Source organism: Grimontia sp. THUN1695 (genome assembly GCF_059704325.2).
On the sequence record NZ_AP046576.1, the window covers coordinates 646,958 to 668,585 of the forward strand.

General features: G+C 48.6%; 20 protein-coding genes and 3 pseudogenes. 14 read left to right on the top strand and 9 right to left on the bottom strand.

Annotated elements, in window-relative coordinates; genetic code table 11:
• Nucleotides 1–1,073 precede the first annotated feature (1,073 nt).
• The 7 genes from AC6IB1_RS03000 (at nt 1,074) to AC6IB1_RS03030 (ending at nt 9,712) form a co-directional block, all read left to right on the top strand.
• Complete coding sequence (locus tag AC6IB1_RS03000; protein ID WP_497566297.1) at nt 1,074–3,056, top strand: replication initiator protein RctB domain-containing protein; 1,983 nt, start codon at nt 1,074–1,076, stop codon at nt 3,054–3,056.
• A 403-nt stretch (nt 3,057–3,459) separates the two neighbouring features.
• Nucleotides 3,460–3,828, top strand: coding sequence for a hypothetical protein (locus AC6IB1_RS03005; RefSeq protein ID WP_497566298.1), 369 nt, complete (start codon nt 3,460–3,462; stop codon nt 3,826–3,828).
• Nucleotides 3,829–3,858: 30 nt separating this feature from the next.
• On the top strand, nt 3,859–5,121 hold the full coding sequence (locus AC6IB1_RS03010; protein ID WP_497566299.1) for an ABC transporter substrate-binding protein: 1,263 nt from the start codon (nt 3,859–3,861) through the stop codon (nt 5,119–5,121).
• A gap of 60 nt (nt 5,122–5,181) precedes the next feature.
• Nucleotides 5,182–6,102, top strand: coding sequence for a carbohydrate ABC transporter permease (locus AC6IB1_RS03015; RefSeq protein WP_497566300.1), 921 nt, complete (start codon nt 5,182–5,184; stop codon nt 6,100–6,102).
• Between the two features lies 1 nt (nt 6,103).
• Nucleotides 6,104–6,934 (top strand): carbohydrate ABC transporter permease, encoded by an 831-nt coding sequence (locus tag AC6IB1_RS03020; RefSeq protein WP_497566301.1) that lies wholly within the window; start codon nt 6,104–6,106, stop codon nt 6,932–6,934.
• Nucleotides 6,935–6,942: 8 nt separating this feature from the next.
• A complete protein-coding gene (locus AC6IB1_RS03025) occupies nt 6,943–8,565 on the top strand; it encodes an alpha-glucosidase (RefSeq protein WP_497566302.1) in 1,623 nt (540 codons plus the stop codon).
• A gap of 13 nt (nt 8,566–8,578) precedes the next feature.
• Nucleotides 8,579–9,712, top strand: coding sequence for an ABC transporter ATP-binding protein (locus AC6IB1_RS03030; RefSeq protein WP_497566303.1), 1,134 nt, complete (start codon nt 8,579–8,581; stop codon nt 9,710–9,712).
• Between the two features lie 104 nt (nt 9,713–9,816).
• Here the strand turns inward: AC6IB1_RS03030 and AC6IB1_RS03035 are convergent, their stop codons facing one another.
• A complete protein-coding gene (locus AC6IB1_RS03035) occupies nt 9,817–11,445 on the bottom strand; it encodes an alpha-amylase family glycosyl hydrolase (RefSeq protein ID WP_497566304.1) in 1,629 nt (542 codons plus the stop codon).
• 476 nt (nt 11,446–11,921) lie between these two features.
• On the opposite strand from AC6IB1_RS03035, the gene AC6IB1_RS03040 reads away from it, so the two are divergent.
• From AC6IB1_RS03040 to nqrM, 6 genes are all read left to right on the top strand, one after another.
• Nucleotides 11,922–12,107, top strand: coding sequence for a periplasmic nitrate reductase, NapE protein (locus tag AC6IB1_RS03040; RefSeq protein WP_005504666.1), 186 nt, complete (start codon nt 11,922–11,924; stop codon nt 12,105–12,107).
• A gap of 41 nt (nt 12,108–12,148) precedes the next feature.
• A complete protein-coding gene (gene torC, locus AC6IB1_RS03045; RefSeq protein ID WP_497566305.1) occupies nt 12,149–13,327 on the top strand; it encodes a pentaheme c-type cytochrome TorC in 1,179 nt (392 codons plus the stop codon).
• A 13-nt stretch (nt 13,328–13,340) separates the two neighbouring features.
• Nucleotides 13,341–15,818 (top strand): trimethylamine-N-oxide reductase TorA, encoded by a 2,478-nt coding sequence (gene torA / locus AC6IB1_RS03050; protein WP_497566306.1) that lies wholly within the window; start codon nt 13,341–13,343, stop codon nt 15,816–15,818.
• A gap of 239 nt (nt 15,819–16,057) precedes the next feature.
• Nucleotides 16,058–16,621, top strand: a complete 564-nt coding sequence (locus tag AC6IB1_RS03055; RefSeq protein ID WP_497566307.1) for a GNAT family N-acetyltransferase — start codon at nt 16,058–16,060, stop codon at nt 16,619–16,621.
• A gap of 106 nt (nt 16,622–16,727) precedes the next feature.
• Nucleotides 16,728–17,249 (top strand): NifB/NifX family molybdenum-iron cluster-binding protein, encoded by a 522-nt coding sequence (locus tag AC6IB1_RS03060; RefSeq protein WP_497566308.1) that lies wholly within the window; start codon nt 16,728–16,730, stop codon nt 17,247–17,249.
• Entirely contained in the window at nt 17,246–17,452 is a 207-nt protein-coding gene (gene nqrM, locus AC6IB1_RS03065) for a (Na+)-NQR maturation NqrM (RefSeq protein WP_497566309.1), read from the top strand. Before AC6IB1_RS03060 ends, nqrM begins: the two co-directional genes overlap by 4 nt.
• 7 nt (nt 17,453–17,459) lie before the next feature.
• Here the strand turns inward: nqrM and AC6IB1_RS03070 are convergent, their stop codons facing one another.
• From AC6IB1_RS03070 to AC6IB1_RS03105, 8 genes and pseudogenes are all read right to left on the bottom strand, one after another.
• Nucleotides 17,460–17,741: a DUF134 domain-containing protein gene (locus AC6IB1_RS03070; RefSeq protein ID WP_497566310.1), complete on the bottom strand. Its 282-nt coding sequence runs from the start codon at nt 17,739–17,741 to the stop codon at nt 17,460–17,462.
• Between the two features lie 111 nt (nt 17,742–17,852).
• Nucleotides 17,853–18,098 (bottom strand): annotated as a pseudogene (locus AC6IB1_RS03075) (LbetaH domain-containing protein); the annotation flags it as partial.
• A gap of 42 nt (nt 18,099–18,140) precedes the next feature.
• On the bottom strand, nt 18,141–18,410 hold the full coding sequence (locus AC6IB1_RS03080) for a CCDC90 family protein (protein ID WP_497566311.1): 270 nt from the start codon (nt 18,408–18,410) through the stop codon (nt 18,141–18,143).
• Nucleotides 18,411–18,491: 81 nt separating this feature from the next.
• The gene (locus AC6IB1_RS03085) at nt 18,492–18,680 is read right to left on the bottom strand and encodes a hypothetical protein (RefSeq protein WP_497566312.1); all 189 of its coding nucleotides are present in this window, start codon (nt 18,678–18,680) and stop codon (nt 18,492–18,494) included.
• A gap of 108 nt (nt 18,681–18,788) precedes the next feature.
• Complete coding sequence (locus tag AC6IB1_RS03090; RefSeq protein ID WP_497566313.1) at nt 18,789–19,217, bottom strand: site-specific integrase; 429 nt, start codon at nt 19,215–19,217, stop codon at nt 18,789–18,791.
• Nucleotides 19,218–19,396: 179 nt separating this feature from the next.
• Nucleotides 19,397–19,699, bottom strand: a complete 303-nt coding sequence (locus tag AC6IB1_RS03095) for a type II toxin-antitoxin system RelE/ParE family toxin (RefSeq protein ID WP_005503214.1) — start codon at nt 19,697–19,699, stop codon at nt 19,397–19,399.
• Nucleotides 19,687–19,944, bottom strand: coding sequence for a type II toxin-antitoxin system Phd/YefM family antitoxin (locus AC6IB1_RS03100; protein ID WP_098415741.1), 258 nt, complete (start codon nt 19,942–19,944; stop codon nt 19,687–19,689). Before AC6IB1_RS03100 ends, AC6IB1_RS03095 begins: the two co-directional genes overlap by 13 nt.
• Nucleotides 19,945–20,332: 388 nt before the next feature.
• Nucleotides 20,333–20,554: pseudogene (locus AC6IB1_RS03105) on the bottom strand (AAA family ATPase); the annotation flags it as partial.
• Nucleotides 20,555–20,623: 69 nt separating this feature from the next.
• On the opposite strand from AC6IB1_RS03105, the pseudogene AC6IB1_RS03110 reads away from it, so the two are divergent.
• Nucleotides 20,624–21,472: pseudogene (locus AC6IB1_RS03110) on the top strand (IS630 family transposase); the annotation flags it as partial.
• Nucleotides 21,473–21,628 lie beyond the last annotated feature (156 nt).

A 21,628-nucleotide genomic window follows, 5' to 3' on the forward strand; every position in this document is an offset into this window, starting at 1 on the left:
TACGGGTTGTGTAATTCCAAATTACTGTTATCTGACTTTTACGCCTGATCCGAACCAGAGAACATCAGTGCCACATAAAAAGAAGCTCACTTGATCATCCTTTCGGAAACATGATCAAGGAAAGAAAGGTTACCTGCTGAAACGATGTAAATGCCATGACCATCCTTGATCATGTTTGCGGAACATCGCGACGGATAAGGAAAAATGATCAAGGCGTATTTTTGATGAGGATTTGGGCAGCTATCCTGTAAATTGGATCCTAAAATTCCGAAAAAATGATCAAGAGATGAGTCTGCATGAGTAGAAAGGCAAGATAGCTTCGGAACGATGATGTGAGACGTATAAATTACGGCTAATGCCTTTTGAATACTGACTTGAATATAAATATCATGCCTCTTTCGCACAATAGAAAGCAGTAAAAGCGCCTTAAAAAAACCAATCCAAATGCACAAATGCAAAGCTTGATCATCGTTTCGATGGCCGGACACATACTCAGGGTTGGCTAAAATACGTGAGTTGTCATTTCAACTGAATGCATTTCGATAAATCTTTGACCACAACCAGGACTAAAACAGCGAAAGAAAGTGACCAAACCGTTGAAATACGATTTCCCTGATCATCTTTCCAACTAAGATTGGGCTGTTTTTTGAGAAATAGAGCGGGGTTTCCATGATATTACCAGTATGGCTGTGGATAACCTGTGTAACAACCATGATCATGCTTTTGTGCCTTTGATGATCACGTTTTCGGGCACCTGATGATCATTGATTCAGCGTTACAATGATCATGCTTTCAATGTGTTATTGATCATCTTTCCAAGCACGCCCTGATCATCGTTTCAGTAATCAACAAAAACTTATTCTTTTTTATCAAATACTTATACTAGTTTATTTCGTCAGATCATAAGATCATATCATCAATAAGATCTCTTAAAATCAAAGAGATCAGTTTAAAAAGCCCAATAAAAAGATCTTTCTTTATTTTATTTTTTCTATTACTCTTTCCGGAAAGATGGCGTAATTACGGTCATCTGTATTTTGAAGTCATATTGATATAACAAGGAGCTGTGGCGAATGGCCTCAAATCCCTCTGAAAAAATATTGATCACAGCCCCACGTTCCCACAAAGATGGTCACCTGTTTGAGGTTCATACACATCTCGTGGATTGGCTTCCCCAGTATGAGCATTTCAGGGGGGTCACTAAAAGCATTCTCGAGCTGCTAAATCTGATTTCACTGCGTGCTTTTTCATCAAAAGATGGATTGGTGTCTACCACAGAATTGGTTGAAGCCACTGACGGACAGCTGACCCGTGCTGCAATTCAGCAGCGCCTGCGTGCTGCGGTTCAAATCGGCCTTTTTACCCAACAAGGTGTGCGCTTTGAAGAAGGATTAGCTGGTAAAACCATGCTGCACCGGTTTGTTAATCCCAGTCAGCTAATTTCGGTACTGGGCTCAGCAGGGCTCCAGTCAGAGAAAACCAAAGTTATTGCTAAACAAAAACGGTCCAAAGCTCTCGCTCAGAATCATGTCAATAAGCAGCTGTTGCATGAACATGGCCTGGGAACGCCACCTACAATGCCAGATGAAAAGGATCAGATTCTGATCTCTCCTACTAGCTGGGCGGGTATTATTGATCAGGCCTTGGCTCCGCCACGGACCAAGAAAAGTTACCAGAAGTCGATGGTGGCGATCAGCGGCACGAAAGCGATCATTGAAACCCGATCGTCTAAATCGATCATGACGGTGGACGATTTGATGACGTTATTTGCCCTGTTCACCCTAACCGTGCAGTACCATGATCACCATCTGCCAAATTACGAGCTGCAAACCCAGAAAGTGGGCAACAAAACGCCGGTTTATATTACGGATATCTTGTCTCTGCGTGGTAAGAAGGACAGTGGTCCTGCGCGTGATTCTATTCGGGAAAGTATTGATCGTATTGAGTTTACCGATTTCCAACTCCATGAGCTCACTGGCCGCTGGCTTAGTGAAAATATGCCGGAAGGGTTCAAAAGTGATCGTTTCCGGTTTATTGCACGCACGATCACGGCGTCTGAAGAAGCGCCAAGGGAAGGCGAAGATGGAGAAATCCGGATCAAACCGAATCTCTACATCATGGTGTGGGAGCCGTCTTTTTTTGAAGAGTTGATGACCCGGGATTACTTCTTCCTGTTCCCGCCAGAAATTTTGCGCCAACATACACTGGTATTCCAGCTCTATAGCCTCTTCAGAAGCCGTATGTCACGTCGTCTTGAAGATTCGATGACATTGAGCGATCTGAACCAGAAAATGGCGAGAAACATCGAATGGCGGCGTTTTTCGAGTGATCTTATCCGTGAACTGCGTAAGATGGCGAAAAAGGAAACGATCACTGACGGGGTGTTTGCTGTCAATTTGTATGGTTATCATCTGACGCTGTATCGCTTGGATGATGATAAAAAGCACCCTGATTATCGCATAGACATCAAGTGCAATGTCGACGAAGTGATCCGTTTTTCCCGTGCGAAAACGTACAACGAGGGTAAACGATCTTTGGCGCCGACGATGCCAAACCCACTTCGCAACGAGATCTTGCCAAAGAGAGACCTTGATCAGCTTTCCGAGATTATTGATGGTGAGTTTGAGCCTATTCAGAGGAAAGAGAAACGCGGAGGCCGGTTAGGGCGTCGTGTAAAACTGCGTAAGCACTTGGTGGAGATCAATGCCGATGAGCTGACGATCACCTTGTCTAAATATACCTCTCCGGAAGCGATGCAGCGTGGTATTACTGCGTTGTCTGCGATGACGGGTCATCCAGCAGCGACGATTGCTGAAGAGTGCCAGTCTTACATGGATAAACTGGACTATCTGCGTGTTGATGGGGAGATTCTCTCTTATGAAACATTGAGTAAAACAATCGAGTTTTACAACAGCCAACAACAGGAAAAACACCTGTCAATTGAGCGTCTGATCTCTGGTTTAGCCGTGCGGCGTAAGGTTTGCCGGCAGGTTTATGACGGTCATTTAGACAGTTCAGTGCTGTCTATCTTGGATGAAGTTGCATCGGGTGGATAATAAACCTCACCCGATATTGACAAAGTTCTGACATGGTAACCCCAGATATTGACTAAGATTATTAACGAATAGATACCTTTGTCCTATTGGCATCCGGGTTCGCCCGATGCATTGATTTGCTAACCCTTTGACGAGCCAGATGGCTCGTTTTTTTTGTCTATTAAATCGGCAGGCATAAAGAATGCTTACCAATCTTTTTTAGGATATTGCAAAAATGTAAACGTAGTGATAGCGTTTAAACATCAGCCGCGGATATCGGCTGGCCGCCCACGATGGCAAAGCTAACGCAATATCTGCTTCCTTACATATCTCTTAGAAATTGGTTGTCACCCGGAAGGGATGCGGGCTGCGAGTGGGCCGTTGCGTGCGTATTTTCACCGGTCAATGATCCTAAGGGAACACAGTGACATCCACTATCCTGACTGACTCAGACATCAAAGCCTTTAAACGCCAGGCCAAATTGCAAAAGCGCCAGTTGCGGTGCTCGCACATGCAAGCGCTGGATGTGGTTGCGCGTCTGCATGGCTTTGATAGCTGGCACCAGGTGCTGAAAATTGCCGAACGATCCGCGGTTATCCTTTCTGAGGCTGAACTGGCGACTACCCAGCGTGTTCTGCTCGACAATTCACTGTATACCTCTGTCCCTGTCGGATGGTTGATCGGCCGAAAATCCTACCCGGATTTTTCGTCGTCCAATGATGCCGCACCTTCAACAAGCGCAACCGAACTGGAAGTGCCGACCTCTCGCTGGCAAGGAGAAAAACACGGGTAAATACCGGGATGACGCGACAGGGAGTTATCCATGAAACGTGCTATTTTCGGAGCTGTAATGGCTTCTGGTTTGCTCAGTATCAGTGCATACGCCGAAACCATCGCCATCTCTTGTGGTGCTGTTGGGCAGGAGTTGGAGCTGTGCCAGCAGGGGGTCTCTGCATGGGAGCAGGAAACTGGCCACACCGCCAAAATTGTCACTACACCGAACTCTACCACTGAACGCCTGGCTCTTTACCAACAGCTGTTAGCGGCAGGCGCTAAAGACATTGATGTGTTCCAGATTGACGTCATCTGGCCGGGGATTCTTGGTAACCATTTTATTGATTTAAAAGAGTATTCTGATGGTGTACAGGATGATCACTTCCCGGCGATCGTCGCGAACAATACTGTGAAGGATCGGCTGGTGGCGATGCCGTGGTTTACCGATGCGGGCGTGCTTTACTACCGCGCTGATCTGTTAGAGAAATATGGTGAAGTGCCGCCCACTACCTGGGAACAACTGACGGCAACGGCTAAAAAGATCCAGAAAGGGGAGCGTGACGCCGGTAACGACAAAATGTGGGGCTTTGTATGGCAGGGTCGTGCGTATGAAGGCCTCACCTGCGATGCACTGGAGTGGGTGGCTTCTTACAATGGTGGCACCATTGTTGATGAAGATGGCAAGATCACCATCCACAATGACAATGCCAAAATGGCACTGACTACCGCTGCAGGGTGGATTAACACCATTTCTCCACCGGGCGTGCTGAATTATGGTGAAGAAGAAGCACGGGGCGTGTTCCAGACAGGGAATGCGGTTTTTATGCGTAACTGGCCTTATGCCTGGTCTCTCGGTAACAGTGATGATTCTCCAGTGAAAGGGAAAATTGGCGTTGTCGCCTTGCCAAAAGGCGGAGACGACGGCAACCATACAGGCACGCTCGGAGGCTGGCAACTGGCGGTGTCCAAATACTCTGCCAATCCTGAAGTGGCTGCAAGTCTTGTCATGTTCCTGACTTCATTTGAGGAGCAAAAACGCCGAGCGATCGAAGGTTCGTACAACCCCACCATTGAAGCGCTTTATGACGATGAAGACGTGCTGGCGGCAGTGCCTTTCTTTGGCAGCCTCTACAATACCTTTGCAAACGGGACACCGCGTCCGTCCACTGCTACCGGGGCTAAATATAATCAAGTATCTAACGCCTTCTGGAATGCAACACACAGCGTGCTCTCTGGCAATGTTTCTGCCGATAAGGCGCTGACAAAACTCAATAAAGATCTTAAGCGCATCAGCCGCGGCGGTCGTTGGTAAGTGTTGATCAGGCTGTCTGGGCTCCTGTATGCCTGACAGCCGCTTTCAGAAGGATATTGCATGGAACAGACCAGCGTACTCACGCGTAAGCGTGTCCGCGCCGCTTGGTGGTTTCTGGCCCCCATGATGATTACCCTGGCCATGGTAGCCGGGTGGCCATTACTGAGAACATTCTGGTTCAGTATGACCAATGCCACCTTAGATGGCAGTGGGGCCGCAGAATTCATCGGGCTTGATAACTACGTCATCTACGAAGACGGCGAATTTTACGGCATCTTGTTTGATCCCACCTGGTGGCAGGCAGTATGGAACACTCTGTATTTCGCTATTGTTTCTGTGAGCCTGGAAACCGTGTTCGGGATCGTGGTTGCCCTGGTGCTCAATACAAAGTTCAAAGGGCAGGGATTGGTTCGCGCAGCGGTACTTGTGCCCTGGGCTATCCCCACCATAGTCTCCGCAAAAATGTGGGGCTGGATGCTTCATGATCAGTTCGGGATCATCAATGATTTCCTGATAACTCTGGGGGTGATCGCCTCGCCTCTCGCCTGGACAGCTGATTCGGATCTCTCGCTTAATGTGGTGATCGCGGTGGATGTGTGGAAAACCACCCCGTTTATGGCACTGCTGGTGCTTGCCGCCTTGCAGATGCTGCCATCCGATTGCTACGAGGCAGCCAAGATTGACGGTATCCATCCAGTCAGCGTCTTTTTCAGGGTCACTTTGCCCCTCATCATGCCAGCCGTGATGGTTGCGGTGGTGTTCCGCGCGCTGGATGCGCTCAGGGTGTTTGACCTTATTTATGTGCTTACGCCTTCTAACGAAGCCACTATGTCGATGTCGGTGTATGCGCGGCAGAATCTGGTGGATTTCCAGGACGTTGGTTATGGTTCAGCCGCTTCCACGCTGCTGTTTCTCATTGTGGCGTTATGTACCGTTGCCTACCTCTACCTGGGGCGTAAAAGCATGAACGAGGGCCATTGATATGTCGAAAAAATGGTATTTGCAGGTAGGTTTCTACCTCTTGGTGGCTGTGATCGTGGTGTTTTCGGTCTTCCCGTTTTATTACGCTATCGTCACCTCTTTTAAATCTGGCTCGGCGCTGTTTCAGGTGGAATACCTGCCTTCCTCATTGGATTGGGGGAATTATGCATCGGTGTTCTCCGGCGGGGTGTTTGAGCGTAACCTGCTCAACTCTGTGCTGGTTTCCACCGTGGTTGTGGCGATTTCTCTATTGCTGGGGGTTACCGCCTCGTACGCGTTGGGGCGTATCCGCTTTCGTGGCCGTAATATTGTGTTGCTTACGATCCTCGGAGTCTCTATGTTTCCGCAGGTCGCAGTGCTGTCTGGGTTGTTTGAATTGATCCGCGCATTTGGGCTTTACAACTCTATACCCGGGCTGGCGCTTGCCTACATGATTTTCACCTTGCCGTTTACGGTCTGGGTGCTCACCACTTTCATGAAACAACTTCCGCTCGAACTCGAAGAAGCGGCGATTGTGGATGGCGCGACCCCATGGCAGATCATCACAAAAGTATTGATGCCACTTCTGTGGCCGGCGTTGGTGACAACTGGTCTGCTGGCTTTCATCGCAGCGTGGAATGAATTCCTCTTTGCTCTTACTTTCACCCTGACAAATGAGCAACGTACGGTTCCCGTGGCGATCGCGCTGATTTCCGGTGCAGGTCAATACGAATTGCCGTGGGGCACCATCATGGCGGCGTCTGTCATCGTCACTGTGCCGCTTATTGTCCTGGTATTGGTTTTCCAACGTCGAATCGTCTCCGGCCTCACCGCTGGCGCAGTTAAGGGATAAACAGACACATGAAACAACAACAATTCGCCTGGTGGCGTGGGGCGGTGATTTACCAAATCTATCCACGCAGTTTCTACGATGCTAACCAGGATGGGATCGGCGATTTGCCCGGGATCACCCAGCAATTGCCCTATGTGGCTGCACTGGGGGTGGATGCCATCTGGCTGTCGCCTTTTTTTACATCGCCTATGAAAGACTTTGGCTATGATGTTGCTGATTACCGGGACGTGGATCCGCTGTTTGGCACATTGGATGACTTTAAACACCTGGTAAAGGTCGCGCACGATCTGGGGCTGAAAGTGATGATTGATCAGGTGCTCAGCCATACCTCTGATGAGCACCCCTGGTTTGAGGAAAGCCGTGCCAGCCGTGATAACCCGAAAGCCGACTGGTATGTGTGGGCCGATCCCAAACCGGACGGAACACCGCCAAACAACTGGCTCTCCATTTTCGGAGGCTGTGCCTGGCAGTGGGAAAGTCGGCGTCAGCAGTACTATCTACACAACTTCCTTGTCAGCCAGCCTGACCTGAACTTCCATAACCCAGAGGTCGTGGAACAGCTTTTAGATAGTGTGACGTTCTGGCTCGATTTGGGTGTCGACGGGTTCCGTCTCGATACGGTTAACTTTTACACCCACGACCGTCAATTGCGTGACAACCCACCGTTGTCAGCCGGGGACAGCAAATCGCTTGGTGTGCCGGGAACCAACCCGTACTCAATGCAAAAACACCGGTACGACATTTCACAGCCAGAAAACCTCATCTTCTTGAAAAAGCTGCGCGCAGTGCTTGACCAATATGATGGCATCACCACAGTCGGGGAGATTGGTGATGATAATCCACTGGCACTGATGGCACAGTACACCGCAGATAATGACAAACTGCATATGGCCTACACCTTTGATTTGCTCAACGTGCACCGTTCGCCAGATTACCTGGCTTCAGTGATCGGCAAAATTGAAGGAGCCATTAACGATGGTTGGGCCTGTTGGGCGCTTTCTAACCATGACGTGGTACGCTGTATTACCCGCTGGGGGGCAGGGGAGCCAGATCAGACCGCTTATGGCAAAGTGTTACTGGCGCTAGTGACATCTTTGCGTGGCAGTGTGTGTTTATATCAGGGAGAAGAGCTTGGCCTGCCGGAAGCAGACATCCCATTTGATAAAATCCAGGATCCTTACGGCATTCCTTTCTGGCCGGAATACAAAGGCCGGGACGGATGCCGCACGCCAATTCCCTGGCATGCGGGCGAAGAGCACGCTGGATTCAGTACGGCTGAACCCTGGTTACCTGTCGACCCGCGTCACCTCGCGCTGGCAGTGGATAAGCAGGAGCAGAAAAGTGACAGCATGTTAGCGCATTACCGCACTTACCTTCGGTGGCGAAAGCAACACCGGGTGCTGATCGACGGCGGACTCAGTGATGTGACTTCCCATGCCCAGGGACTGGCTTTTATCCGTTACAACGACGAACAGCGTCTGCTGGTGGCGTTCAATCTGTCCGGGTCTGACATGACACTTTCATTGCCAGAAGGAAACTGGCAGCCATTGGACGGCCATGGGTTTACATTTGGGCTGGAAAATGGATCGGTCACTCTCCCGCCATATCAGGCGGCATTTGCAACGATTTAACAGGGAAAGGAATATGGCTGAGGTCATTTTAAATAAGGTCAATAAGACGTTTGGGAAAGTTCATGTCACCAAGGAAGTGGATTTGCACATTAGCAAGGGGGATTTCGTGGTGTTTGTTGGTCCTTCCGGATGCGGTAAATCCACCCTGCTCAGGCTGATTGCAGGTCTTGAGGATATTACGTCCGGAGACCTGAAAATTGATGGTAAAGTCTGCAACGACCTACCGCCGCCAGAGCGTGGCATCGGCATGGTGTTCCAGTCTTATGCCCTGTATCCGCACATGACGGTATACGACAACATGGCATTTGGCCTGCAACTGGCGAAAGCTGAAGCCAAAACCGTGGATGAAAAGGTGCGTGAAGTCGCCGCAGCACTGCAACTTGATACCTTGCTGGCACGTAAGCCAAAAGCGCTTTCCGGCGGTCAGCGCCAGCGTGTAGCTATTGGCCGCGCTATTGTGCGTGAGCCAAAAGTGTTCCTGTTTGATGAACCCCTGTCGAACCTGGATGCCTCCTTGCGTGTACAAATGCGCATGGAGATCGCCCGCTTGCATGAGCGCCTTGGTGCAACCATGATCTACGTTACCCATGATCAGGTGGAAGCGATGACGCTAGCCACTAAAATTGTGGTACTGGATGCAGGACGTGTAGAGCAGGTAGGTTCGCCGCTTGATCTTTATAATCATCCTGCGAACACCTTTGTGGCGGGTTTTATTGGCTCACCGAAAATGAATTTTCTGACGGCTGATATTGTGGAAACCGGTGAAGTGACCACCAAAGTGCAAATCCACCGTGGACAGGCGATTGTGGTGTCAGCGAATACCATCGGCGCCAAGGTGGGAGATCCTTGTGTGGTGGGTATCCGTCCGGAGCACATCCGTTTTGGCGAAAAAGATGCAATTCAGGAAGGCGGTGTGGCGTTGAGTGTGGTGGAGCAGTTAGGTAATGAGTGTCTGATGTACTTCAACACGCCGCAAAGTGCTGAGCCTGTGGTGATCCGGACAGAGGGACAGACCAACATACGTGCCGGAGACAAACGTTGTATCGAGTTTCCGGCAGATTATTGTCACCTGTTCGATCGCGACGGAAAGGCGTTCAAACGATCAGTGGCGGGCGAGACCAAGCCATTCTTGAGCGTTACGCCATAAGCCTCCGATAAACGCTGAAAATACCCAAGAGGCAGGATGTCAGTCCTGCCTTCTTTAGGATTAGCGTGGGGGCTGAGCCAATGAACGCTGAGATGTCGTGCGTTTCATGCTCCGGGGGAATGACGTTGCAGCTCGCCTACCCAAGCCTGCCAAGGTGGTAATTTCAACACACCGTCAACCCGTGATGAGGCGGTATTCATGTGAGGAAGGGAAAGCAACGTGGCCGGGGCAGGTAAATTCAACTTTACCGTCGCATCGCTGTTAGAGGCATTGAGTGCGATGATCAGCGTTTGGTCGGCATGATGCCGCTCTAACACCATGAGTGCGGAGTTAAATGCTAATACCCGACAGGTGCCCTCTAGCATGGCAATTTGCTGTTTACGCCATGCAAGCAATTCCCGGGTGAAGTGAAGCACGGATTGTGTATCCGCCTGTTGGATATCTACCGCCAATGCTGCATGGCTGGGATCGGGGGGAAGCCAGGGAGACACGCAGCTAAAACCGAAATGCATTGCCTTGCTTTGCCAAGGGAGTGGAGTGCGGCAGCCATCGCGACCGACATAATTGGCAATCACCTGCTGGCCGAATAAATCTTTCCTCTGCGAGGGAGGCACATTGGCCTCTGTGAGTCCCAATTCTTCGCCTTGAAACAGACTGATCACCCCTTGCAGGGACACCAACAGGGTTAACAGCAACTTGGCTGCCTCCGGTTGGTTTTTTCCGTTTTGCCAACGTGAAACGGTACGGGCGATGTCATGATTACCGGTGCTCCAACAGCCAATACCGGGATGAACCGCACTGAAAAAGGCATTGAGTTGGTTGCCGACCTGCTCAACGTTTTGGCAAAGGCTCAGAGACTCAAACACATTGGCAGCATCCAGTGCATCCCCTTCGCTGGTATAGCGGTCAATCACTGCATAGGGGGAGGGGTCGCTCAGTGAGCCGAGAAGCCATTTTTTCTCATCATAGCTATCGGCAATTACCCGTAATTGTTTGAGCAGGTGGATGTTTTCGGGACGACTTATGTTGTAGCGCTGGCTTTGGTATCGATAAGGATCGGTACGCGCTTCTTCTTGCCACCCGAGGTGGCGTGGCGGGTTATTGCGAAGTTTGTCGTCATGAAGGAATAAATTCACTGAATCCAGACGCAAGCCATCAATGCCGGTATCAAACCAGAAACGAACACTTTTCATGAGCTGGCGCACAACGTCTGGATGACGGTAGTTGAGGTCTGGCTGATTGCTGAGGGTGTTGTGTAAATAGTATTTCCCCCGGGTGGGGTGCCAGCGCCAAGCGGATTCACCGAAAATGGTGAGCCAGTTATTCGGCGGCGTGCCATCCGGTTTGGCACAGGCCCACACATACCAATCAGCTTTTGGTGAGTTTTCGCCTTCGCTGCTTTCGATAAACCAGGAGTGCTGGGTTGAAGTATGGTTAGCGACAAAATCAAGCATCACTGCGAGATGACGTTTCTTGGCTTCTTGTATCAGTCTGGAAAAGGTTTCCAGATCACCGTATTCGTCATTGATGGCACATAAGTTAGTGATATCGTAACCAAAGTCGCTCAATGGTGATGCGAAAACCGGTGACAGTAAAAGACCGTCGACGCCTAACCAGCGAAAATAGTCAAGTTTGTCGATCACGCCTTGCAGGTCACCCACACCGTCGTCATTGCTGTCTTTAAAGCTGCGGATATACACATGATAAAGAATGGGGGAAGTACTCAAGGTCATTGTTTTTTTTATCTTTTAGCTGGCTGGGTATAGAAAGCGTAGTGCATAAATGGGTGTGAACGCGTCTTTATTCCGCTTTACAGTGTAAATAGATATCTTCGATTAACATTTAAAAATCACTATGTTGCAAAAGGTCATTGAGAGGTTTGCTCGTTGAGCTCTGGCCGAATAAATGAACCTTCAATGTCTTGTCTTGTGGCTGGTTCAGCTTAGGACAAAAGCTGCTTTTCGTGGTAGTTAGTTGATAAAAACTATAAAAGTGTTTCCCTTCTTCAGATATATTCAATGCGGTATACCCAAACGACCTGACTCCTTCTTCCACAGTCCATCTGCGGCCTGTATCTAAAAATTCCCTTTTATCGTTGCGTCAATATAGAGACACCGAATGCATATTCCTCTTTCTAGACTAGTGAGGCATACATTTTTTATTCCGTATAAACCCAGTGAAAAGAGGTCGGAGAAGTGAGGGCAACGTCATGGAAAAAAACGAAGCAGATATTGATATTGTGAGAGAAGGGGAAAAGGGAACGTTTGAATGGCGAGCATTTTTCTTTATTGCTGTGTTTCTGTTTCCCATTCTTAGTGTCGTCCTGATAGGGGGATACGGCTTTCTCATTTGGATGAGTCAAGTGTTCTTTTTTGGCCCTCCGGGGCACGGCTAACAGCGGTTCATATTCACTGATCCAACCAAGAGCACATGACCATGAAAAATTTTATTCGAAAACTTTGGGCGACCATGCGGCGTCCGGCCACCAAAATTAGTCTTGGGGTTCTGACCCTTGGCGGGTTTATCGCCGGTGTTATTTTCTGGGGGGGATTCAACACTGCGCTGGAACTTACCAACACCGAACAATTCTGCATTTCTTGTCATACCATGCGTGACAATGTATATCCGGAGCTGAAAAAAACTATTCACTGGTCAAACCGGACCGGTGTTCGGGCAACGTGCCCTGACTGCCATGTCCCTCATGACTGGACGGATAAAATTGCAAGGAAAATGCAGGCCAGTAAAGAGGTGTTTGCTCAGGTCTTCGGGATAATTGATACCCGTGAAAAATTCCTTGCAAAACGGCTGGAACTTGCGCAACACGAATGGGCGAGGTTCAGTGCCAATGGTTCAAAGGAATGCAAAGCCTGCCATCAATACGTAAGCATGCAGTTTGAGAAGATGAGGCCCACTTCGCGTTTTCAAATGCAGCATGCGGCGGAGAAAAATCAAAGTTGTTTAGACTGCCACAAAGGGATAGCCCATGAGCTTCCCGCAGAAATGGATTCTACCGGCGGTATGCTCAGTAAGCTGATTTCTCAGTCTCAAAGCACGGATTATGCGCAAGGTGCCCCGATTTACAGCGTAAATTTCCTGGAAATGTATGTGGACTCAGGACTGACACAGGATGGAGGTACGCTAGAACCGGCCTCTATGGTGACGATTCTGGAAGAAAACGATCAGGCGGCAAAAGTCACCCTGACCGGTTGGCGCAAGATGAAAGGATTTGGCCGGGTGATATATGAAGGTTTCGGCCTGAATATCGCTTCTGCTGCTCTGACAAAAGAGTTGGCACAGAGTCAGGATGACATCCGCACGTTTGAAACCCAGGAAGACGAGCTGACCGGCTTGACCTGGCAGCGTGTTGAAGTGGATCTTTGGGTGAAAAAAGCGGACTTTCTGGGGAGCATCGATCCTATCTGGACTGAAGCGAAACAGGCGTATAACACCAATTGTAGCCTATGCCACACCCAACCGGATGTAGCCCACTTTGATGCCAATACCTGGCCGGGTATGTTCGACGGCATGATGGGATTTGTTAACTTTGATCAAGCCACCCGAGCCTTGGTGCTTAAGTACCTGCAAAAACACTCCAGCACCTTTGTAGAACACTGAGAGGGATAGCAGCATGACAATTAATCGGCGTACTTTCCTGAAAGGCATCTTGTCTGTCAGCGCAACGGCTGCCATTGGGCCCAGCCTTCTCGTCGCGACAGATGCTTATGCAAATCCAGAATTGTTGGAGGGGGTATGGCGCACCTCCGGCTCCCATTGGGGCGCATTTCGTGCCCGCATTGTCGGTGGAGAAGTGGCAGACGTGGTGGCATTTACTCACGACAAACACCCGACAGCCATGTTGGAGGGAATTAAGGGGTTAATTTATAACCCTTCCCGCGTGCGCTACCCTATGGTGCGCCTTGACTGGTTGAAACGTTCAGAGGGCTGGAATACTACCCGGGGAGACAACCGTTTTGTCCGTGTCACCTGGGATCAGGCACTTGATTTGTTTTACAGTGAACTGGAGCGGGTACAGAAAACCTACGGGCCATCAGGCCTGCTGGCCGGTCAAACCGGCTGGCGCCAGACCGGGCAGTTTCACAGTTGCACCACTCACATGCAGCGTGCGTTGGCGATGCACGGCTTTTTTGTGAAGAAAATCGGGGATTACTCCACCGGTGCTGGGCAAACCATCATGCCTTATGTACTCGGTTCAACCGAAGTTTATGCGCAGCAAACTTCTTGGCAACTGTTGCTGGATAACGCCAAACAAATTGTTATCTGGGCCAATGATCCGGTGAAAAATGCCCAGGTGGGCTGGCAATGTCCCACGCATGATGTGTATGGCTACTTCGATCAGTTGAAAGACAAAGTGGCGAAGGGTGAAATCAAGGTGATTTCTGTTGACCCCGTGGTCAGTAAAACTCAGGCGTTTCTCGGCTGTGAACATCAATACATTAACCCACAAACCGATGTGCCTTTTATGCTGGCATTGGCGCACACTTTGTACACGGAAGATCTTTACGACAAAGAGTTTATCAAAATTTATTGCATCGGCTTTGAGCCTTTTATCGGTTACGTGATGGGCAAAACCAAAGACAAAGTCGAAAAAACGCCAGAATGGGCATCGAAAATCTGCGGTATTGCACCTGATCGTATCCGTGAATTCGCCCGCATGCAGGCCAGAGAACGTACTCAGCTAATGTTTGGCTGGTGTGTACAGCGCCAGCAACACGGTGAACAGCCGTACTGGATGGGGGCTGTGCTTGCCAGTATGCTCGGCAGTATTGGCTTGCCGGGCGGTGGCGTTTCTTATGCCCACCATTACAGCGGTATCGGTGAACCGGCAACGGGGGCTTCCGGCCCCGGTGGTTTCCCGCGCAACCTCGATCCGGGCATGGAGCCTAAATATAACAACAGCGATTTCAAAGGCTACGCCAGCACCATTCCGGTGGCTCGCTGGGTTGAAGCCATTGAAGCGCCCGGTACAGTGATCAACCACAACGGTAACAAGGTGAAGCTGCCACCCATTAAGATGGTAGTGGTAAGTGGTAACAACCCCTGGCATCACCATCAGGATCACAATCGGATGAAAAAGGCCTATCACAACATAGAAACTGCCATAGCCATCGATTATGCGTGGAGTGCGACCTGTCGGTTCTCTGATATTGTGTTACCGGCCTGTACCCAGTTTGAACGGAATGATATCGATCTTTATGGAGCTTACTCAGCAACTGGCGTTCTTGCTATGCACAAGCTGGTGGATCCGCTCTATCATTCCCGCACGGACTTTGACATTTTTAAAGGGCTGACTGCGCGTTTTGGCCTGAACAAAGACAAAGAATACGCGCAGCATATGACCGAAATGCAATGGGTAGAGAAGCTCTACAACGAGTGTGCTGCTGCCAACAAGGGCAAATTTGACATGCCGGATTTTGATACCTTCTGGCGTGATGGGTATGTCAGCTTTGGCAAAGGAAACACCTTTGTCCGCCATGCTGCGTTCCGTGAAGATCCTGAGCTCAACCCGCTGGGGACGCCCTCGGGCTTTATTGAGATCACCAGTCGAAAGATCGGCAGTTATGGTTACGAATACTGCCAGGAACATCCGATGTGGTTTGAAAAAGCCGAACGTTCCCACGGTGGGCCGGGATCAGACAAATTCCCGGTGTGGTTGCAATCCTGCCACCCTGACAAGCGCTTGCATTCACAGATGTGTGAATCGCCTGGACTGCGTGACACCTACACAGTACAGGGACGTGAACCTGCGTATGTCAACCCGGAAGATGCCAAAGCGCGTGGTATCGCAGACGGTGATCTTATCCGAGTTTATAACGATAGGGGACAGCTGATTGCCGGCGCTGTAGTGTCAGACAATTATCCACCGGGCATCATCCGGATCCAGGAGGGGGCCTGGTACGGTCCAACAGGGGCGGAAATAGGGGCGCTCGATACCTATGGCGACCCGAATACAGTCACGCTGGATATCGGTACTTCAGAGCTTGCTCAAGCGTGCAGTGCCTATACCTGTCTGGTGGAATATGAGAAATTTGAAGGCGAAGCGCCGGTGGTAAACGCCTTCTCGGGCCCTGAAATTGTCTCGCTGTAACATAACCTGCTGAACGGTGTGGAGGGGCACAGATGCGGTCCTCCACATGATTCCCATCTTACCTATCTCCCCACCGGTGATCTGTTACCCTTGATCGTTTGATGAAACGGAATACGTATTTGAGGAAAACGTTCAATAATGATTCGAAGATAACGTTTTCTGTTGGCTATCTTTTCTGAGCTGCTATAGCTTAGGAATAAAGAAGACCGTGATGACACGGCGACATGACAAGGAGAACCATGTTAAAGCTTGACGATATTGGCTTGCGGCCGGCCAGAAACGATGAAAGGGATCATCTCTGGCACTTTATCTACGTACAGAACGAGTGGAAGGCCCATGATGCGCCTTATTTTCCGCTTGAATACCAATCCCGTTTCCAGTTCCGGCGCCACCTGTTCAAGCGCCTGAAAGAGGCTGAAACCGCCATGGTGATTGATTATCAGGGCGAAGCGATTGGGTATCTTTCCTGTTACTGGGAGGACCAGTCTACCCGTTGGCTGGAGGTGGGTATCACCCTGTTTACGTCCCGCTATTGGGGGCGGAAACTTGGGCGTAAAGCGCTGACTCTCTGGATCTCCCATCTTTTCGAGCGCTATGACGTTGCCCGTATTGGCCTGACAACCTGGTCTGGCAATCCCCGGATGATGAAATGTGCAGAAGCGCTCGGTATGCAGGAAGAAGGGCGGATCCGCCGGGTGCGCTTCTGGGAAGGCCAATATTATGATTCACTGCGATATGGTGTATTACGGGAAGAATGGCAAGCATTGCAATCGGCAGGGCTGACACTGCGCTGCGCCGGATAACGGATTTTCCTTTGTGCGGCGGATCCTAATTTTGCACAACTAATTATTGGCATATGCCAATAATTAGTTGTATAGTAGCCTCCTTACTCAGATAAAGGAGAATACTATGTTGTTTGCTATTCCCTGCTGCGAATCCTCTCTTTCCAATCACTTTGCAAAAGCCCCTCAAATTATGCTGTGGGATAACCAAACCAATACCAAAAGAATCCTTGAACGACCTGAGTCATCATCGTGTTGTGGTCATAAGCACTTTTGGCGCAAGGTATTGCAAGACAATCAGGTGGATGCTGTTGTCGTTCGTTCAATCGGTTCGAATATGCTGAGTACACTGTTTAAGCTCAATGTTCGCGTTTTTAGTGCACCACGTGGATTCTCTGTGGAGAGCTTTGATGAAAACCACTTAACGCCAGTCACTAAAATTGAATTTGCTCGGCCTTCGGCTAAGAAAAATAAAGCACGCTGTTCAAGTCAGAGTGAAACACACTGTTCCGCGATTGGTCTGCGAGAAGCATTCAATGGTGGGGGAGTTACAGGCCAACGAACACTGACTAATAAGCTTTCACCACGAGCGATAAATCACTTGGCAAAAGCGTTCAAGTTGTCTAATCAATCTGAGAAAAAACAATGATATATCTAATCAGTTTTGCGATGTTTTTGGTTGTTGTGGTCTTGATGGCGATAGGTGTGATGTTAAAACGTCAAACGATACAAGGCAGTTGTGGTGGGCTTGCTAGGATCAACATAGAAAGAGAGTGCAACTGCGTCGACATGTGTGATGAATACGCTAGTGGGCTTTACCAAATTAAGGAACCGCAAGCACCAGACTGTTAGGTAATGGCTATGGTTCGCGACTAAACATGAGTGCCTGACCATGAACTAAGCTTTGAGCCACTTTGGCACGAGCACGTTTTACGATATTGCCAAACGTCTGCCTAGAGACCCCCATACTAGCCGCCGCTTCTGCTTGACTGAGATCTTCGAGATCGGCCAAGCGCAGAGCCTCGAGTTCCTCGTCCAGCAGCTCAACTTTATCGAGTTGGGAAAGCGGCACCCCATTGGGTTTAAAGCACTCGTATGGCGCTCTTCTGCATATATTTCGTTCTTTTTTTGGTCTTGCCACTTTGTTTCCGTCTTAAGTTTTTGTTTAGGCTTATCGTTTTTTAACCGAGTGGTATTTTATGTCTATCCATATCCCAAAATCACCAACAATCGACGTCATCATCATGGTTTGTTATGCGCGAACTTCCGATTGCCAGTAATCATAAAGGCTTTCAATATCAGAAGAGCAAAGCAGTTTCATGCAGCCTTTAAGCTTTGATTCTGGCCAGTCCCACCATTTCATTTCAAGTAACATCGCTATTTGTGATTCTGAGAAGCGATATTTAATATGTTTGGCTGGATTAGAACCAACAACTTCGTATGGCGCAACATCTTTGGTTACTACTGCGCGGCTCGCTATGATTGCACCATGACCTATGTGCATCATCAATCCTCTTAAATGCCTTTCTCTCCATCGCCCTTAGCCGATGAAGATGTATTTCAACGCTGCGACAAGCACCGCGACACCAACACCAAACATAAACTTCTTAATCCATGTCAGGTCAGTTTTGATTTCAGCCAAGTCCGTTTTCAAATCTTTGTGCAACAATTCGATGTCGCTTTTGGTAGCGGCTTCGTTTGCAAAGATCTCACCGAACAAGCTGACCATTTCCTCGGCCTGCTTCTCGTTCCAGCCAGCGTTTTGCAAGCGTTTAATGGCTTTGTGTGTATCTAATGGAATTGCTGCCATGGTTCAGCCCTCAATCTCGCATCAATGACTCTATTGTGTGTGAATACCGCTCATAACTCAACTTGTATGCGCGAATATCGCTCACACATTTTGTTCTTGCCTGTGTTTGATACCTTCAATGATCAATTCAACTGCCGTTCGACGGGTTCGCCACCAATCATAAAATGTTCGGCGCGGTACATTTGCCAGATCGGCTACTTCCTTAGCATCCAGTCCAACGCTTTCGCGGCAATAGGCAGAAAATGCCTCTTTCTCTGTTACCTGTGTCATGATTCCTCGGTGTGCGAATACCACTCACATTTATTTAGTGTGCGCTATTCGCTCATAAAGAGCAACAGCCCCTAGGGGAATTGCGAAGGAGTGTTTTAATATGTCGATTCAGCGCGTCACAAGTGTAACTATCTGCCCCGTTATTGTTTTCTTTCGCACGATCGAGAACGGCCTGTTCTGGCGTGAAATGAATAGCCCTTCGTCTGGATCTAGACCGAGATAGTGGTCAGGATGATTGCCAAGACAGATTTTGTTTTTCACTCTGTATTGGAGGTAATCAGTAAGATAAGAGCATAGCCTTGAGTTCGATAGAAACACTTCACGTTCATTACCTCTGACAGTAAAGCTTTTTGCCAGCTTGCCTGATTTCATCGTCACATCACGTATCTGGATGCGGTTGAGTTCCAAGCTTGTGCAAGCCGAGCCAAAGAAGAAGGCCAGCAAACACAGATCGCGCTCTGGCTGTTTGCTGTTTTGCGCAGTCACTTTAAATAACCAATCCCACGATTTTTTCTCTATCAAAGTTGGTAAGGCCAATGTCGTTATCTCCCGCTTTAAAGCTGATTTAACGACAATAGCTGGTCTGATAATGCATTTGGTAAACGAAGTAGCCGGTGTTGTTCGTCGGGAGTATTGGCTGCTGGCGCAGCCAAGAGAAGGCTATTGTCTATTGACCGGAGAAGGGCTCATATGTGTTAGCCTCTCATTCTCAGAGGTTATTGCTTACTCAACAGGAACTTACGCAAATCTCTTTCGGTACGCATAACAAACAGAATAAATACTTTGTCTGCGTCTTGTTTATAGAATACACGACATGGATTAACAACAACCTCACGGCAACTTAAATGTTCTAGTTCAGGTGGAATACGCCCTGATTCCGGAAAACTCTCTAGACGCTCAACTTTAGAGAAAATCGTTTGAACCAATTGCTTTGCTGCAACGACATTTTCAAGTGCGATATATTCAGCGATGTCATTGAGGTCGGATAACGCTGGCTCAGTCCAGATTATTTCAACCATTTTGACATTTTGTCCTTGGCTTCTTCGTGACTAACCACTTTACCATCAGCTAGTGCACGTTCGCCTCGCGCAATACCCTCAAGAATTGACAAACGGTTTTGCATAAACTCGTAATCATCAACATCGATCAAATATGCAGATGGCTTACCGTGCTCGGTAATTAATACTGGTTCTTTAGTATCGTGGAGATCAGCGAGGATCTTAGTTGCTTGACGCTTGAGTGATGTGACTAATTCTACTTTCATGAGAGCAGCTCCAAAGGAATACATAAAGTGATACTATTCTATCACTTTATGTATAGCAAGCTCCATGGCGGCTAACAATTTATTAGATCCCAAAGTGGGGTAATTAAACACCCCTCACGTTTGGCATTAGGAAATCTATCGAAAACTCTCGATATGAGATTGATGACGCTAGCTTGCGTCAACAAGAAAAGGGGCATCAGCGTGCCAGAACAGATCACAAAGCCAGAACAGATCGGTCTGACACGAGGCTGGACAGAAACGGGTTAGAACTAAAGCTCTAAAGCGTCCACTTCGGATAACTTCAGATTGAGCAAAACGGAGAGCATTGGCTGCTAACGCAGCCAAAAAGAATGCTATTGCCTACTGACCGGAGAAGGGCTCATATGTGTTAGCCGTTGCCCACCGAATCTAAGATAAATTCAGCCCTTTCTCGGACTGAAATCTTTGGAACCTCAATCAGTTCATAACCAAACTTTTTGTATGCTTTCACCATTTCATGGTATGTCGCAACAGCCTCATTAAAATCTTGTTTACGCTCGATGTCATTTTCATAGATCGTTTCCCACGGTGGGAAAATGAATACTTTTCTGTGATAGGTTAATTCAGTGCAACTTCTTAATATACCCGTGATCATTGAAGATGCTTGATTTTCATCGATATGAGGATCATGCTACGCCCCATGAAAGTGACTCTGACCTACAAGCAAAAACATGAACTCGAAAACCAGCACGATAAAACGCGTGATGGTCGAGTGCGTGACCGTATTAAAGCGGTACTGCTTGCTTCTGAAGGTTGGAGTACTGCCATGATTTCTCAAGCCTTGCGTATTCACGAAACCACCGTTCTCCGTCACCTTCACGATTACGCGCAGTCCGAGAAACTCAAACCTGAAAATGGTGGGTCCAGCAGTGGCTTATCGGCTTCACAGACGATGGCGCTCATCGAGCACTTAACAGAGGTGACCTATCACCATACTCACCAGATTGTTGCCTATGTTCTGGCGCAATTCGGCGTCTGCTATACCGTCGCTGGCATGAACAAGTGGCTGCATCACCACGGTTTTAGCTATAAAAAGCCTAAAGGTGTCCCTCACAGGTTTGATGAGGCTAAACAGCAAGAATTTGTCGAAGCCTACAAGGCACTTAAGTCGAGCTGCGGCAAAGAGGAAACTATCCTGTTCATGGATGCGGTTCATCCCACTCAGGCCACCAAACTCTCTCATGGCTGGATACGTACTGGGCAGGACAAAGCGATTGAAACCACGGGAAGCCGCAGTCGCCTCAACATTGTGGGGGCATTAAATCTCTCTGAGATTGGCCGCACTGTTATCGATAATTACGAGAGCATCAACAGCGAAAACATCGTTAGGTTTTTGTGCAAGCTGAGAGAAAGCTACCCACTGACGCATAAGCTCCACCTCATTCTGGATGGTGCAGGGTATCACCGAAGCGACTTAGTAAAAGACGCCGCCTTTGTGCTGAATATCGAGCTTCACTATTTACCGTGCGTATTCCGGCCGGATCTGAACAGTAATTCCGGAAACACTTGAACACCTATTCTGGAATCATTTGAACTCTGATTCCGGATTTATTTAGTACAGTTTTGTGCTCATTTCCGGAATCGGTGTTCAAGTACACCGGAATTTTCTCAACGCATTGAAATAACAATTAATTTGATAACTTAA